At 62.9% G+C, this 16741-nt stretch carries 13 protein-coding genes; 10 read left to right on the plus strand and 3 right to left on the minus strand.

Annotated features, from left to right (window positions below; all coding sequences use genetic code 11):
- Positions 1–6: 6 nt before the first annotated feature.
- Together AC57B1_RS20660 and AC57B1_RS20665 are read right to left on the minus strand one after the other, a co-directional pair.
- Positions 7–1830 carry an ABC transporter permease gene (locus AC57B1_RS20660; protein ID WP_496418492.1) on the minus strand — a complete coding sequence of 608 codons (1824 nt, stop codon included), beginning with the start codon at positions 1828–1830 and terminating at the stop codon, positions 7–9.
- 40 nt (positions 1831–1870) lie between these two features.
- Positions 1871–3049 (minus strand): ABC transporter substrate-binding protein, encoded by a 1179-nt coding sequence (locus AC57B1_RS20665; RefSeq protein ID WP_496418493.1) that lies wholly within the window; start codon positions 3047–3049, stop codon positions 1871–1873.
- A 338-nt stretch (positions 3050–3387) separates the two neighbouring features.
- Here AC57B1_RS20665 and AC57B1_RS20670 point away from each other — a divergent pair, with 338 nt between their 5' ends.
- From AC57B1_RS20670 to AC57B1_RS20690, 5 genes are all read left to right on the plus strand, one after another.
- Positions 3388–4410: a LysR family transcriptional regulator gene (locus AC57B1_RS20670; protein ID WP_496418494.1), complete on the plus strand. Its 1023-nt coding sequence runs from the start codon at positions 3388–3390 to the stop codon at positions 4408–4410.
- Positions 4407–5897, plus strand: a complete 1491-nt coding sequence (locus AC57B1_RS20675) for an NAD(P)-binding domain-containing protein (RefSeq protein ID WP_496418495.1) — start codon at positions 4407–4409, stop codon at positions 5895–5897. Before AC57B1_RS20670 ends, AC57B1_RS20675 begins: the two co-directional genes overlap by 4 nt.
- Before the next feature lie 26 nt (positions 5898–5923).
- Complete coding sequence (locus AC57B1_RS20680) at positions 5924–6496, plus strand: CMD domain protein (RefSeq protein WP_496418496.1); 573 nt, start codon at positions 5924–5926, stop codon at positions 6494–6496.
- On the plus strand, positions 6493–7068 hold the full coding sequence (locus tag AC57B1_RS20685) for a peroxidase-related enzyme (RefSeq protein ID WP_496418497.1): 576 nt from the start codon (positions 6493–6495) through the stop codon (positions 7066–7068). The genes AC57B1_RS20680 and AC57B1_RS20685 overlap by 4 nt, the downstream gene beginning before the upstream one ends.
- Before the next feature lie 121 nt (positions 7069–7189).
- Complete coding sequence (locus AC57B1_RS20690; protein ID WP_496418498.1) at positions 7190–8371, plus strand: ABC transporter substrate-binding protein; 1182 nt, start codon at positions 7190–7192, stop codon at positions 8369–8371.
- A 150-nt stretch (positions 8372–8521) separates the two neighbouring features.
- Here AC57B1_RS20690 and AC57B1_RS20695 read toward each other — a convergent pair whose 3' ends face one another.
- Positions 8522–10111 (minus strand): ABC transporter substrate-binding protein, encoded by a 1590-nt coding sequence (locus tag AC57B1_RS20695; protein WP_496418545.1) that lies wholly within the window; start codon positions 10109–10111, stop codon positions 8522–8524.
- Positions 10112–10579: 468 nt separating this feature from the next.
- Between AC57B1_RS20695 and AC57B1_RS20700 the strand changes: the two genes are divergently transcribed.
- From AC57B1_RS20700 to AC57B1_RS20720, 5 genes are all read left to right on the plus strand, one after another.
- Positions 10580–11800, plus strand: a complete 1221-nt coding sequence (locus AC57B1_RS20700) for an LLM class flavin-dependent oxidoreductase (RefSeq protein ID WP_496418499.1) — start codon at positions 10580–10582, stop codon at positions 11798–11800.
- A gap of 71 nt (positions 11801–11871) precedes the next feature.
- The gene (locus AC57B1_RS20705) at positions 11872–12933 is read left to right on the plus strand and encodes an ABC transporter substrate-binding protein (RefSeq protein ID WP_496418500.1); all 1062 of its coding nucleotides are present in this window, start codon (positions 11872–11874) and stop codon (positions 12931–12933) included.
- Between the two features lie 41 nt (positions 12934–12974).
- Positions 12975–14594 carry an ABC transporter substrate-binding protein gene (locus tag AC57B1_RS20710; RefSeq protein ID WP_496418501.1) on the plus strand — a complete coding sequence of 540 codons (1620 nt, stop codon included), beginning with the start codon at positions 12975–12977 and terminating at the stop codon, positions 14592–14594.
- A gap of 38 nt (positions 14595–14632) precedes the next feature.
- On the plus strand, positions 14633–15688 hold the full coding sequence (locus AC57B1_RS20715; protein WP_408345568.1) for an aldo/keto reductase: 1056 nt from the start codon (positions 14633–14635) through the stop codon (positions 15686–15688).
- A 153-nt stretch (positions 15689–15841) separates the two neighbouring features.
- Complete coding sequence (locus AC57B1_RS20720; protein WP_496418502.1) at positions 15842–16714, plus strand: MetQ/NlpA family ABC transporter substrate-binding protein; 873 nt, start codon at positions 15842–15844, stop codon at positions 16712–16714.
- Positions 16715–16741 lie beyond the last annotated feature (27 nt).

The raw sequence follows: 16741 nt of genomic DNA on the forward strand, positions 1-16741 counted from the left end.
TCCCCGTCATACCGCGCCGAACAGGCCCTGTGGCCTGAAGCGCACCAGCAGAAGCAGAATCACGCCGTAGATCAGCATCCGGTAATCGGCGGCGAAGCGGAATAGTTCGGGCAGGCTGATGAGTGCGATCGCCCCCGCCACCGCGCCAACCACGCTGCCCAGCCCGCCGAGGATCACCATGGTGAGCGCAAGGATCGACACTTGCGAGTCGAAGGTCTGATAGTTGATGTAGCTGTACAGATGCGCCGCAATGCCGCCGCCGATGCCGGCCGCCAATCCACCGCACGCGAATGCGATGGCCTTGTAGCGGTTAGGCCGCACGCCATACGCGCGCGCCGCGACGTCGTCCTCGCGGATCGCACGCCATGTGCGGCCCAGATGCGAGCGCAGCAGCCGTACTTGCAGCAGCGCAAGCAGCACGAGTACCGCAAGCGTGAACCAGTAAACCGCACGCACGCCCGTCAACTGCCAGCCGAACAGCGACAACGGCGGAATGCCGGTGATGCCGACCGGCCCGCGCGTCAGGCTATCCCAGTTCAGCACCACCAGTCCGATGATCTCGCCGATACCGAGCGTGGCAATCGACACGTAATGTCCGCGCAGCCTGAACGACGGATACACCAGCAGCGTGCCGATAGCGGCGGTGACGAGGCCGGCGAGCGGAATCGTCAGCGCGGGCGACCAGCCCAGATTCACCGAGAGCAGCGCCGACGCATAAGCGCCGATCAACAGCAGTGCCGCGTGGCCGAGCGAAATCTGCCCCACGGTACCCGCGACGAGTGTCAGGCTGAGCGCGAGCAGGCCATAGATCCAGCCGTTGGTCAGCGTCTGAAGCACATAGGCCGACGGGGTCGCGAACGGCAGCACGAAGGCGAGCGCCACCACCGCGACGATCACGCGGCGCGGAATCCTGACCGCCTTGCGGTTCGACAGGAACGTGCCCGTGAGCGGCTCGGGCGGCAGCCGGCGGCTCGAACTGAAAAGCCCGTTGGGCCGCCAGACGAGAAACGCCAGCAGCAGCACGAACGCGAACAGGTCGCGATAGCTCGTGCCAAACAACGCGACGCCATAGCTCTCCACCAGCCCCAGCAGCAGGCTGCCGGCGATTGCGCCCGGCACGTTGCCCAGCCCGCCGATCAGCAGTGCGACGACGCCTTTCAGCGTAGCCTGAAAGCCCATCGCCGGATCGATGCTGTTGTAGTACATGCCGACCAGCAAACCGCTCAGGCCGCCGAGCCCGCAAGCAATCGCGAACACCGCCTGATTCACGGCATTCACGTTCACGCCCATCTGCTGCGCGGCGTCGCGATCCTGCGCGGTGGCGCGCACGGCCCAGCCGAGCCGCGTGAAGCGCAGGAACACGTAAAGCACGGCCGCGGCGCCGATGCCGATCGCCGCGATCAGCAGATCGAGCGAACCGAGCGTCGCCCCGCCGAGCGAGAGCGTCCAATCCGGCAACGGGCTCGGCACCGGACGCGGATCCGGGCCGAAGACGATTTGCGCGAACTGGTCGAGCACGAAACTGATGCCGATCGTGGCCAGCAGCGGCGCGATACGCGCGGCGCCCTGCAACGGCCGCAAGCCGATCCGTTCGATAAGGATGCCGAGCAGCGCGCAGCCCGCGATGGTCGCGACGAGCGCGACCGGCAGCGGCAAGCCGAGCCGCGTCAGGCACAGCCAGCCGATGAAGCCGCCGACCATGTACACGGAACCATGCGCGAAATTGATCAGATGCGAGACGCCGAAGATCAGCGCGAGGCCGACCGCCAGCAGCGCATAGATATTGCCGACGATCAATCCGTTGATCGTGTAGTCGAACCAGGCCGTCATAGCGTGTCAGTCCCGTAGCCCGCATTGATGGTGCTTTCGATCATTGCGCGCGCACGGCGCTCACGCCGTCCCACAACGCGAATTTGCCGTCCTTGACGACCAGATCCAGGTTCTTTGCACCGGCCACGCGGCGCGTTTGCGGATCGAATTTGAACTTGCCGAAAATCACGCTCGGCACGTCGTTAATCTTCGCGAATCCGTCGTGCACGGCCGTGCGGTCGGCGCCATAGCGGCGGATTACCTCGCTCGCCAGAATCATCGCGTCGTAGGCGCGCGCGGCGAACGTGTCCGGCTCGGCGTTATATCTGGCGCGGTAACGCTGTACGAAGCTCTGCACTTCCGGGCGCGGGTCGCCGGGGAAAAAGTTCGATTCGGTGTAGACGCCGTTCACCGCGGGTCCGCCCAGGTCGAGAAATTTGGGCGAATACACCGAGCCGACGGCCGCAATCGGTGTATGCACGCCTGCCGCTCGCGCCTGGCGAACGATCTGCGCACCGTCTGAATAGTACGAAATCAGGACGATCGAATCCGGCTCCGCGCTGCGCACGCGCGTGAGCGTCGCGCGAAAGTCTTTCTCGTTCGGCTGATAGGCCTCGGCCGCGACGACCTCCGCGCCGTTCGACGTGACGGCCTTCGCGAAGATGTCCTTGCTGGTGCGGCCCCAGTCGGTGTTCAGATACAGCACGGCGATCTTTTTGAAGCCGAGCCCTTTGGTCACGTAGCGTGCGAGCATCGGCTGTTCCTCCGCCTGGCTGATCGCCGTGCTCCACATATAGTCGCCGCCCTTGGTGAAGTCCGGGTGCGAGTTGGTGAAGCCGAACTGCACGAGGCCCGCGCGCTGGTAAACCGGCGAAGCGGCCATCGACGCTCCGCTCGACAGATCGCCGAGTTCGAGGAGGATGCGTTTGTCGTCGACGAATTTCTGCGCGATCGCGACGGCCTGGCGCGGATCGCTGCGGCTGTCCTCGAAGTCGTAACTGAGCGGATGACCATTAATGCCGCCATTGCCGTTGATCTGCTCGAGCGCGAGATCGAAGCCGCGCTTCCACTGCTCGCCGTATTGCGCGTCCTGTCCGCTCAGCGGTCCGGTCACGCCGACCCAGTAGGGATCCGCCGCGTGTGCAGCAGGCATTGCGCCGCCCAAAGCAATAGTCAGTGCGCCAGCCAGTCGAAGCAGCGTGCGGGCTGCACCGCGCTTGTTGTTCCGCAGAATCGACATGCTTTTCTCACGCCATGTAATTGAGTGAGACGATGTAACCATGTCGCCTGGAAGCCGGCCAACGAAGATAACGGTCAAAGCTTATTCCCGTGAGTCGGCCAAGCTTATGAGTGTGAATGATTACGCCGTGCGCCGAGCTTCTGCGCTGCTGCGGCCAATACAAAAAAGCCCGTGTTTCATGGCACTTTTCGCACTTCCAGCGGGAGGCTGATTGGCTCACGTCAGTTGCGCGCGTGCCGGAAGACCGCAACTTTCGTCAATTGCATAGCCGAATTTATTATAAGAATCGAGCATGAAACGGACTCTAGAATGCACCCATCACATGGATGAGGCATCGCATGGAGTTGCATCAACTCGAAGCGTTCTCGGCAGTCATGTCGGCAGGCAGCATGACCGGCGCGGCTCGCCTGCTGCGCCGCTCGCAGCCGGGCGTGACGAGAACGATCCAGGATCTCGAACAGGAGATCGGCTATGCACTGTTCGACCGGAAAGGGCCACGCGTCACGCCGACGAGTCGCGCATTTCAGCTTTATGACGAAGTGGAGCGTTCGCTGATCGGCCTCGATGCGATCCGAGCCAGTGCGCGCGCCATCGGCCGCGACGAACCCATGCCGCTGCGCGTCGCGGCCACGCCCGCGCTCGCCGCGGCGCTGGCGCCGCGCGCCCTTGCGAAGCTCAACCAGGCGGCCGCGCAAGCAGGCACATGCGGCAACACGCAACTGCGCAGTGCGTCCGCCGAGCAGGTCGTGCAGGCGTTGCTCTCGCGGGCCGCCGATGTCGGCATCGCCACGCTTCCACTCGATCATGCCGCACTCGATGTGCACTACATCATCGAAGCGCCGTGTGTGGCCGTGCTGCATCGCGACGACCCGCTGGCGCGGGACGCCGTGTTGCCGCTCGCGCGTCTCGCCGGACAGCCGGTCGCGACGCTGGCGAACCGCTACCGGCTGCGCAACAGAATCGATCGCGCGTTCGATCAGGCCGGCATTGCGCTCCTCGCCGCGCTGGAAACCAACGCGTCGCTCAACGCGATGATGGCGGCGCAGGAGAAGCTCGGCGTCGCCATTGTCGATCCGGTGACGGCGTTCGGGCTGCGCCTCGCCGATGTCGAAGTGCGGCCTCTCGACGTGCCGATCCCGTTTCTGTATGGCGTTGTCACGCTGTCGGGCCGACCGCGCACTCCCGCAATGGACGCGATGATCGACGCCCTCGCGGAAGTCTCACGCGCTCTGCTGCCCGGCGCGGTGCGCCACGCGGCGTCGCAGCATGGCGCACTGGTCGCTCACGATCGCATGGATAGCGCGGACAACGCTGGCGATTCCGATTCCTCCTTTCATCGCGACACCGGAGTTCCGGCATGACCGTATTGAATCCACCACCCGCCGCCGACGGCCTGGCCACTCTCGAAGCCCGGCTTCGCGAAGACCTCGACTGGCTCGAACTGCCAGCGCCTTCCTGGGTGCCCGCGCGAAACGTCGGGGCGCAACGCGTGCTCGATGTCGCCATCATCGGCGCCGGCATGGCCGGACTCGCGGCAAGCGCCGAGTTGCGCCTGCTGGGCATCGACAACCAGAAGCTCTTCGATCAGGCGCCGGCGGGCCGCGAAGGTCCGTGGGTCACCTACGCGCGGATGCAGACCCTGCGCTCGCCGAAACAGCTGACCGGGCCCGCGCTCCGTCTGCCCGCCCTGACCTTTCGCGCATGGTACGAAGCCCAGTTCGGTCGCGAACAATGGGACGCGCTCTACAAGATTCCGCGTACGCAGTGGATGGACTATCTGCGCTGGTATCGCCGCGTGCTTGAACTGCCGGTGCGCAACGACACTTGCGTCGAAAAATTGCGCCCACGCAGCGATGGCCTGATCGAACTCGATCTCCTCGGCGGAGCGGCGAACGACACCAGTCGCGCACGGCGCGAAATCGTGCTTGCCCGGCATGTCGTGCTGGCAACCGGACGCGAGGGCCTGGGCGGCCCCTTCATTCCCGAGGTTGCACGCGAACTTCCCGCCCGCCTGCGCGCGCACTCGTCGGATGCGATCGACTTTGCCGCGTTGCGCGGCAAGCGTGTCGGCGTGGTGGGTGCAAGCGCGTCGGCGTTCGACAATGCCGCGAGCGCGCTCGAAGCCGGCGCGGCGCAAGTCGATCTGTTCGTGCGACGCGACGCGCTGCCTCGCATCAACAAGTTGACCGGCATTGGCAGCCCCGGCCTCGTACACGGTTTCGCCAGCCTGCCTGACGAATGGAAATGGCGCTTTCTGCACTACTCCGCCCAGACTCAGGCGCCGCCGCCGCGTGATAGCGTGTTGCGCGTCGCGAAGTATGCTCACGCGAAGCTGCATCTTTCGAGCCCGCTCAGGCGCGTAAGCCACGAGGGCGACACGCTCGTCGTCGCTACGCCGAGAGGCCGCTACACGCTCGATTACCTGATCTTCGCGACCGGTTTTCACGCCGAGATCGACACCCGCGACGAGTTTGCGCTGATCGCGCCGCATGTGCGCCGCTGGCGTGACCGCTTCGAACCCGCGTGCGAACTGCCGAGCGACGACCTCGGCAGCTCGCCGGATCTGGATCGCAACTTTGCCTTGCAGGAACGGATCGCGGGCACATGTCCGGCGCTCTCGCGCATTCACTCATTCAATCACGGCGCGAGTCTGTCGCACGGCAAGATCGCCGGCGACATTCCCGCGATCAGCGACGGCGCGCAACGTCTCGCGCGCGCCATTGCAGCCATGCTGTTCGACGCCGACCGGGACACGCACTACGCCGCGCTGCAGGCTTTCGACACCGCCGAGCTTGCCGGAGACGAATGGGCCGACGCCGACGCGCCCGTAATCGACACCACCGCCTGACTCTCCCCTGACGAGACCTATCACTCATGTCTTCTTCATTGACCGATCACACATCCACTGCCGCAACCGATGACTTGGTCGCAGCGTTGGCGGGGCTCGCGCCCGACAGCCCTGTCGCTGCGTTGCGCGCCTTCCGCGGTGACGCAACCCGCTATACGCAAGGCAGTCACGACACGCTGTTCTCTGACGACGTCGTCGATCTGACGCTGCGCGAACGGCTGTACGCGGCTTGGTATGCGGCGCTGCTCTCGCGCTCGGAGCAGACCGCGCAAGCGTATCGCGAACGCCTGCTGGCACTCGAACCGGCCGCGGGACCGGACGCGGAGACAGGTGCGCACGCAACGAGCGCGTTGCTCGATGCCATCGCGCAACATCGCACGGCGCGCGACGTGACGGCCGACCCGCGGCTTGCGGCGATCCTCGTGCATACCGAAGGACTCGTATTGCAGCCTGCCGCGACCGGCAAGCCGGCCCTCTCGGCGCTACAGTCAGCCGGTCTGACGACGCGTGCGATCGTCGCACTCGCGCAACTCGTCGCATTCGTCACGTATCAGGTGCGAGTCGTCGCCGCGTTGCGCGCGCTGGAGGCACGAGCATGAGCACGGATCACGGCTTCACCTCGCAGACCCTCGGCTGGCGCGCATGGCTCGATACCGTCCCGCTCGCGCAGGCATCGCCCGCGCAGACGGCGGTGCTCGAAGCGAGCCATCCCCAGGCGAAGACTTCGGACTATTACCTGCTGCTCGTGCACGAAGCGGAAATCCTCCGGCAGCGCTCCGGTGCGTTCAACAGCATCATGTACGCGCCAGGCGGCCTCTCGCGCGCGGAGCGCGAGCTTGCGAGCACGGTTGTCTCGCGGGTCAATGGCTGCGTGTACTGCGCCTCGGTGCATGCGCAGCGCTTCCAGCAACTCGCGAAACGCGACGACGTAATCCAGCAGATCTTCTCGGACCCGCAGACCGCGGGCACGACGGAGCGCGAACGCGCCATCGTGAAGTACGCGATCGATCTCACGCTGCATCCTGAAGCGCTCAGCCGGGCCTCGCTCGACGCGCTGCGCCGCGCAGGGCTCGACGATACGCAGATTCTCGACTTAAGCCAGGCGATTGCGATCTTCGCGTGGGCGAACCGGCTAATGCTGACGCTCGGTGAGGCCGTATTTCCGGTGTAGGTCGGGCTTCCCATTGCATTGACCTCGCATCGCGCCGGCCGGCGAATATGGATATGCGAATCGCTTCGTTGTCGCACGATGTGATGCGTTAGAGACTCGCAGTCCAACTCATTTCGGGGAAATGCCCATGTCTGCCTCGCGTTCTTTCCTGCGGTTCCGGCGACTGTTCACGCTCGTCGGCGCCGTGCTTGCCTTCTCCGTTTACGGTGTATCTTCCGCGGCGCCGGCCACCGGCGAGCCGGTATTCTTCGGCGTAAGCGGACCACTGACCGGTCCGAATGCGCAATATGGCGCGCAATGGAAAGCCGGCTTCGACCTCGCGCTCGACGAGATCAACAGCCAGGGCGGCATCAACGGCCGACCCTTGCAGTACGTGTTCGAAGACAGTCAGAGCGACCCGCGCCAGGCGGTCGGCATTGCGCAGAAGTTTGTCGACGACAAGCGCATCCTGATCGAACTCGGCGATTTTTCGAGTCCGGCCTCGATGGCGGCCTCGCCGATCTATCAACGCGCCGGCCTCGTGCAGTTGGGTTTCACTAACTCGCATCCTGACTTCACCAAGGGCGGAGACTTCATCTGGAGCCCGTCCGTCAGCCAGGCAGACGCGCAACCGCTGCTCGCGGACCTGGCCGTCAAGCAGGGTTTCAGGCGCATCGCCGTGCTGTTCCAGAACACGGATTGGGGTCGCGCCAGTAAGGACGTATTTGTGAAGGCGGCGGCCGCGCGTGGCGCGCAGGTCGTGGCCGCCGAAGGTTATCAGCCCACCGACAAGGATTTTCGCGCCACGCTGCTGCGCGTGCGTGATACCAAGCCCGATGCACTGGTGCTGATTTCCTACTACTCGGACGGCGCGCAGATCGTGCGCCAGGCGCGTACGAGTGGCATCAGCCTGCCGATCGTGGCCGCCAGTTCCGTGTACTCGCCGAAGTTCATGGAGCTGGGTGGTGAGTCCGTCAACGGCGTGACCACCAATACCAGCTTTTTCCCGGGCGATCCGAGTCCCGAAGTTCAGCATTTCGTTCGTGGCTTCGAGGCGAAATATCACCATCAGCCGGACGCTTTCAACGCGTTTGCTTACGACGCCACGATCATCGCCGCTTATGCGTTGCGCGCCGGCGGCCTCGATCGCCGAGCCGTGCGTGATGCGTTGCCAAAGTTGCATGACGTGCCCAGCGTCGTGTTCGGCAGGGCGACTTTCGATCCGGCGACGCGCCGCGTGATCGGCGTGAAAAGCGTCAACCTCGTAGTCGAAAATGGCGAGTGGGCGCTTCTTGGCAGCAAGGCTGCGGTGGCGGCGAGGTGAGTGCGGGATGTCCGGCGGCACTCGGGGGCGTGAGCCTTGCCGAGGTTGCCGGACGGTCTGGAGCGAAGCGTACCCCGGAAGTGGTTCTGATCACGCCGGGTTGGAAGTCGAGGGGAAGCGGACACTCCCTCCCCTTTCTCTCCACACGCTCTACGGCTGAATATACAAATCAGCAAAATTCCCGCGCAACCCTTCCCCGGTCGGCGCATAGTCCCTCACCTTCTTCGAAACGACCGTAATGCTCGGATTCGCGCCGAACTCGATCGAGGGAATATCGTCGTGAACGATCTGCTGGAACTGGATGAATAGCTGACGGCGCTTTGCTTCGTCGGTCTCAACGGAGGCGGCTTCGAGCAAGCGGTCGACCTCCGGGTTCGAATAGTGCGCCGCATTGGAGAACGGCAGTCCGATCTTGAAGTTCTTCGACCAGAAAACGCGTTGCACGCCCACTGTCGGGTCGAATACATTAGAGAGCGCTTCGAGCGTGATGTCGAAAGCGCGATCGGTATAGGCCTTCTTTACGTAGGTCGCGAAATCATAACTCTCGATCTCCCCATCGATCCCGATACGCGCCAACGACTGACGCACAAAATCCGCCGCCCGCGGATCCTGGAACGGATTGAACAGCAATCGCAGTTTGAAGCGCTTTCCGTCCGCGCCGCGCTTCAAGCCGGCCGCATCCAGCGCGGCATTAGCCTGAGCAATGTCATACGGAAAGTAATGAATGTCGGCGTCGTGATACTTCGTATTGGCCGTGCCGATCGGCGCAGCGGACACCTGGCCATAGCCATACCAGACCACGCGGTTCAATGCATTGACGTCGATTGCCTGTGAAATCGCTTTGCGCACGGCCTTGTCTTTGAGAACCGGCGTATCCAGGTTGAAGATCAACTGCTGATGGTTGCTCGCGTACGGCCAGTTGGTCGTATCCACATTGAACTCAGGCAGTGTCGTGAACCGCTTGACGTCCGCTAACGGAATCGCCTGATCGCCGAGGTTGGCCGCACCCGATTCAAGCGCTGCGGCGCGGGCCGCGCCATCGGGAAGAAAGCGCACGATGATCTTGTCCACGTAGGGCTTGGGTTTGTCCCAGTAGTCCGGATTGCGTTCGAGCAGAATATAGCTGCCGTGAACAAACGATTTGTAAATGAACGGCCCCGTGCCGACCGGCGCACTGTTATATGGGTTGGATCCGATGTCCGTCCCTTCGTACAAGTGCTTCGGGACGATCGGCGACTCGGAACCGGAAAGCGCGGTCAGCAGAAACGGCGCGGGTTTCGATAGTTCGATGATCGCGGTGTAAGGGTCCGGTGTCTTGACATCGGTGACGTTCGCGAACGTGCTGCGGCCGCGCGGATGCACCTGCTTGAGCGTCAGAATCGAAAAGGCAACGTCTGCGGAAGTAAACGGCTTGCCGTCGTGCCACTTTACGCCGTGGCGCAAATTGAAGCGATATTGAAGCCCGTCTTTGCTGACCGACCATGCGGTAGCCAGCAGCGGTTGAGGATTGAGGTCCTTGTCATAGGTCAGCAAGCCTTCCACCACTTTCGGGCCGATCTCCGCGTTACCGCCGGCGGTGGTGGTCAAAGGAACGATCGACGCAGGTTCAGGCGTGACGAGCCATGTGAGGGTTCCGCCATGATTGGGCGCCGCCAGAGCAGGCACGGGACTCGCGCCAATCAGCGCGAAGGCGAACACCCCGGCGGAAAGGGTTCCGCGCAAACAGTTTTGCAAGCTCATAGGTATCCTCTTTATTATAGGAATGTCGGATAGTAAGGCGGGTTGAACGGAACGAAAAGCAAGCAAAAGTGATTAGCTTTGCATCCTATGTTTAGCGTGATTTGCGGTGCTTTTCCTGCCTCGCTGACCTGCCGTGACTTACCCCCACGCGTGGCTAACGCCGATGGCTCATTTCCCGCCGCAAGCTGCCGAAGTGTGCGAGCGCTCAACACTACTGCGCCGCCACACGGTCTTCACGTTCGTGCTGCCATACGCGATATCTCCGCTATAACAGCACGGCTTTGCAGCATCCGTCGCTTCAATTGAAAAGCAGAAATCGTTGTTTTGCATTCCCAACCTTTCATGATCTACTGCGCTCACGCGAAGGTTGACGTGGTGGCGAGAATCGTTGCCGCCGCCGATCACGTGCGATGGCCGACCGCCCATCGAATGCGCGCTCTTTATGCCAAAACGGCACGGACAATTACTGTGACTGATTCCATTCTCGTCGCTCAACCTGAGGCCTCGACGCCTGCTGCTGAAGATAGGCGGGCTGCCACGCCATTCGTTCCAGTTCGATCACCGGCTGCATTCGCCGATAGCCCGGTCTCACGCGCCTTCGAACAGCCGCTGCTGCTGGGACTATTTCTGCCGATTCAGGCGGGCGGGTGGAGCGCATCAACACTGCCTCGCTCCACCGACTGGAACTTCGATTACAACCTGGCACTGGTGCAAAAAGCCGAGGCATTCGGCTTCGATCTCGTCTTCGCGCTGTCGCAATGGCTGCCAAAAGGCGGCTACGGTGGCGTATTCAACGGTGAAGCGCTCGACTCGTTCATGTCGCTGGCCGCGATGACGGCGCGCACCGAGCGCATCATTCTGGTCGCCACCAGCCACGTGCTCTACGGGCCATGGCATCCGCTGCACTTCGCCAAATTCAGCGCGACGCTCGATCACATCTCGAAGGGACGGTGGGGCATCAATGTCGTCACCGGGCATCGCGCCATCGAGCATGAAATGTTCGGCTGGCATCGTATCGAACATGATCGGCGCTACGAACTTGCGGCCGAGTTTCTCGATGCCGTGCAGCAACTCTGGGCGCAGCCTGAAAACTTCAGCTTCGCACCCGAGCTATCCAGCTGGAAGCTCGACAAGGCGTTCGTCACGCCGAAACCGAAATACGGCCGTCCGCTTCTCGTGAATGCGACCGGTTCCGACGCGGGTATCGATTTCGCCGCCCGTTACTCGGACGTCGTGTTCATCACCAGTCCGGCCGGCTCCGAAATCGAAGCGGCGTTAGCGGCGCTGCCGGCGCATACGGCGCGCGTGAAGGCAACCGCCGCGAAGCACGGCCGCAAGATCCGCACCTTGATCAATCCAATGGTGATCTGCCGCGAGTCCGAGGCAGAAGCACGCGCCTATCACGACGCGATCGTGGCGCACGGTGACGAAGGCAGTTTTCATCGCTTCGACAGCGACGCGCACGCATGGCGCGGCAACGCTGAACAGCGCAATCAGGCCGCCGCCCGCGCGGTGGGCGGCAACATCGCGATGGTCGGCTCGCCGCAGCAGATCGCCGATTACATCGTGCGTTTGCATCAGGCCGGTGTCGACGGCGTGCAGTTGAGCTTTTTCGATTTTCAGCCGGACCTCGATTTCTTCGGCGAGCGCGTGGTGCCGTTGTTGCGCGAAGCAGGCCTCCGGTACTGATTGCGCGCCCACCTTCGGATGCGAAAACCGCCTTCAGGTTGCCCGATAGTCTTCAATTACAAGGTCATTGTATGAGCCGTCTCTGGTACACGCGCTGCCCCGCCCCCACTCCATTCGGCATTGCCGTGCAGAAAGGCTGGCTCGAAGAGGAATTCGCTGCCGACGGAATCGATGTCAAAGCGCTACAGGACGCCGACGACGCGACGATCCGTCGCTCGCATTTCACGCATACGCAGCCCTGGTCTTTCCGTCAGGGCGGCAATATTCCCGCGCTCTGGGCGCGCGCACAAGGCAGCGACACGCGTCTGATCGGCCTGAGTTGGGTGGACGAATTCCAGGCCTTGATCACGCTCGACCGTCACCTCGAAACGAGTCCGGATGCATTGGCCGGGCGTCGTTTCGGCTTTCCGCTCAATACGCGCGCGGGCGTAGTCGACTTTCATCGCGCCACCGCACTGCGCGGCTTTTCTTCGTTGCTGGGCGTGCTGGGCGTGCAACTCGAAGATATCGATCTGGTCGACCTGCTGCACACGCCGCGCAGTCTCGAAGACGCCAAACCCGCCGCCGATGCGCCGCTCGCCGATTGGCTCGACGCGCAACGCTCTCACGAGTACGCCCGCGAGGCCGAAGCGCTGTTGCGCGGAGAAGCCGATGTCGTGTTCGTCAAAGGGGCGACGGGCCTCGATATCGCGAACCTGCTCGATGCGAAGATCCTCGTCGACATCAGCGCGCAGCCGAATCGCTTGCTCCACGCGAACAATGGCACGCCCCGGCCGTTGACGGTAGACGCGCGTCTGCTACGTGAACGCCCTGACCTGGTCGAACGGGTGCTCGCGCGCACGTTGGATACCGGCGATTGGGCCAAGGCCCACGCAGGCGATGTGGCGCACTACGTCGCCCGCGAAACGCGCAGTGCCGAGCATTGGGTGGAGCGCGCCTATCCCGGCGGGCTGCATCGACAATTGACGATCGGACTCGACCCGCAGGCGCTCGCGGCGCTCGCCGACTTCAAGCGCTTTCTTTTCAAGTGGGGCTTCATTGCATCGGATTTCGAGTTCGACGCATGGATCGACCCCGCGCCACTTCACGCCGCGCTCGCGCGCCGGCCCGCGCTGACGGCATTCGCAAACTGAATCCGCTTCTTCACCCGATTCTTCTCTCACACAACCATACGATGACCTATGTCACAACGCAGGCGGCGCCAAGCCGCCGCGGCGCGCGCCTGTTCAAGGGCGCGCTCGGTCTGGCAGTCACCCTGATCGTCACACTGTTTGCTGCGCACGCGCAGGCGCAGACTCGCGGCGGCACGCTCAATTTCATCGTTACGCCGGAGCCAACCGCGCTCGTGGACCTCGCCACCACGGCGACCAACGTGCTCAAGGTTAGCCCGAAAGTCGTGGAAGGCTTGCTGGAATACGACTTCGAGTTTCAACCGAAAGCTTCGCTAGCCACCTCGTGGGAAGTGAGCGACGACAGCCGCAAATACGTTTTCCATCTGCGCCGCGGCGTGAAATGGCACGACGGCAAGCCCTTCACGTCCGCCGACGTCGCGTATTCGATCCAGACGCTCCGGCAGGTGCACCCGCGCGCCAAGACCACCTTCGCCAACGTTACCGATGTCGCGACGCCGGACCCTTATACCGTTGTCATCACGCTGTCGAAGCCGGCACCGTATCTGATCAAGGCGTTCTCTTCGTCGGAAACGCCGATCGTGCCGAAGCATATCTACGAAGGCACCGACGTGCTGACCAACCCCGCGAATAACGCGCCGATCGGCACCGGTCCGTTTCGCTTCGTCAAATGGGTGCGCGGCAGCTACGTCGAATACATGCGCAACGACGACTACTGGGACAAAGGCAAGCCGTGGCTCGATCGCATTGTCGTCAAGGTGATCAACGATCCGGCCGCCCGCACCGTCGCTTTCGAAGACGGTTCCGTGGACCTGAGCGGCGACTCGCCCGTGCCGCTGTCCGATCTGGAGCGCCTCAAAGCCAACCCGAAGCTCGGACTCGAGACTCGCGGCTACGAGTTCCAGGCGGGCGTGGCGCGCATCGAGTTCAACCTCGACAACCCGGTATTGAAGAATACGAAAGTGCGTCAGGCAATTGCTTCGGCACTGGATCGTGAAGTGATTCGCAAGGTGATCTACTACGGCTACGCGACGCCGCTCGCCAGCCCGATCATTCCGTCGAGCCCCTACTACGACCCGGCGCCCACGCCCTATCCATTCAACGTGGAGCGTGCCAACGCGTTGCTAGACGAAGCGGGCTATCCGCGCAAAGCCGACGGCACGCGTTTCGCCCTTACCGTCGACCCCTTGCCGATCGGCGATCTGCCGGCGCGCACCGCCGCCTACGTCAAGTCGGCCCTCGCCCGTGTCGGCATTGCCGTCACCGTTCGCAGCCAGGATTTGCCTGCTTATCTGAAGCGAATCTACACCGACCGCGATTTCGATTTCTCGATCAATGGCATGAGCAATCTGTTCGATCCGGTGGTCGGTGTGGCGCGTCTCTACACGACCAGCAATTTCCGGCGTGGCGTGCCCTTCACCAACGGCTCCCATTACAGCAATCCGGAGATCGATCAATTGTTCTCGCAGGTCGCCGAAGAAACCGACGAAGCAAAGCGCAAGCAACTCTTCTCGCAGATTCAGCGCATTCTCGAACGCGATCTGCCGGACATCAATCTGGTGTCACCGCAATACCTGACCGTCTACTCGCGCGCGGTGCATAACCATACGACCTCGCCGGACGGCGTGTCGTCCAGTTTCGCCGATGTGTGGCTGCAACGCTAGACCGCTCCCGATTCACTCTCTCACGGAATTCGACTCACATGGAATACAGACAACTCGGCCGCAGCGGCATCAAGGTCTCGACGCTGACGCTCGGCACGATGATGTTCGGCGGCCCCACCGACGAAGCGAGCGCCGCGCGCATCATCGATCAGGCTCAGGAGCACGGCGTGAATTCGATCGATACGGCGGATGTGTACGCCAAAGGCGAGTCCGAGCGCGTGGTGGGCCGCAGCATCGCCGCGCAGCGCGAGCGCTGGGTGCTGGCGACCAAATTCGCGAACCCGCTGCAGGACGGCGATATCAACGCGCGTGGCGCATCGCGCAAGCACATCATACGGGCCGTGGATGCCAGCCTGAAACGCCTCAACACCGACTACATCGACCTGCTCTATATCCACCGCGAAGACCACGAAACACCGGCTGAAGAAACGGTGCGGGCACTCAACGATCTGATCCAGGCCGGCAAGCTGCGTTATTACGGCTTGTCGAATCATCGCGCGTGGAAAATCGCCGAATTCAGCCACACTGCGCAGGCGCTCGGACTCGATGCGCCGGTAGCGAGCCAGCCGCTCTACAACATCGCCAACCGCCAGGCCGAGGCCGAGCAATTGACAGCCGCGCACCGCTACGGACTCGGCGTGATTTCCTATAGCCCACTCGCGCGCGGCGTGTTGACGGGCAAGTACGAACCAGGCTCGACGCCTGGCGCCGATACGCGCGCGGGCCGCAGCGACCGGCGTCTGCAGCAGACAGAATGGCGTGCGGAATCACTCGAACTGGCGCGCCGCGTGCGCGAGCATGCGCAAGCGCGGGGGCTTTCCGCCGGGCAATTCGCACTCGCGTGGGTGCTCAATAGCCGTTACATCAGTTCGACCATTGCGGGCCCGCGCACGGAAGCGCAGTGGCTGGACTACTTGCCGGCGCTGCGCTACCGCCTGACGGCGGAAGATGAAACGTTCGTCGACTCGCTCGTCACGAGTGGCCATCCGTCCACGCCCGGTTTCAACGATCCGGGCCATCCGTTCTTCGGGCGAATCCCGCGTCATGGCACGTCCGAAAAAGAACCCGTGCTCGTTCAGCAGGGATCGCATTGACTGTCCACGGTTGCCAGCTCAGACAGTTGGCGACGCTTTTTTTACCGCCGGCACGGCAACCGCCTGGCCGGTCTTCGCAAAGCTACCGCGTCTGACAATCGCCCGATAGCCCCGCTTGCTCCAATCACCCCCATTCCCCGCACTTTTATCATCATGTCCCGATCCATTGCAGCACCATCAGCCGTCAGACGGCGTGTCACTGGCGCTTTACTTCTGGCCGCCACGCTTGCGAGCTTCACCGCCTTCTCCGCCCTCACCGCTTATGCCGCGGACAGCGGCGGCACCGCACAGGAACTGCGCGTCGGCTTCGTGCCGGGCCCCTATGCCGACGAATTCAAGGCAGGTGTCGAGCCGCAATTGCGCAAGAAAGGCTATGCGATCAAATACGTCGAGTTCAGCACCGGCCTCGAAGCGAACCAGGCTGTCTATCGCGGCGAGATCATCGCCGACGTCATGCAGCACGAGGTCTATCTGAAGTCGTATAACGATCGCAACGGAACGGATCTGGTCGGCGTGGTGCAGGTTCCCACGCCGCCGATGGGACTCTATTCGAGCAAACACCGTTCACTCGCGGAAGTCAAACCCGGCACTCGCGTCGCGGTGCCGAACGATCCGGTCAACCTCGAACGTGCGCTGAAGATACTCCAGCGGATCGGCTGGATCAGGATCAAACCGAACCCGAATCCCGTCGACGTCACCGAGCGTGACGTGATCGCCAATCCGGCCGGCATCAAGATCGTCCCGCTCGAATCGGCACAGGCGCCACGCGCCCTTGAAGATGTCGATTACGCCGCGATTCAGGGCAATTTCGCGATCTTCAGCGGCCACAAACTGACCGATGCGCTCGCGCTCGAAGAGATGACGCCGCCGTATATCAACCAGGTCGTCGTGAAGGCAGCCAACCGTAACGCACGCGCGACTCAGGATATCGTGCAGGCGTATCAGTCTGCAGACTTCCAGCACGCGATTCGCAGCAATCGCTTCTATGACGGCTTTCGCTTGCCGGCGTACTTCGGCAACGAGTGAGACGGTTTGAAGGATCGCGAGGGCGCC

This window comes from Paraburkholderia sp. BGA-UO-ETr-F21, from assembly GCF_059567925.1.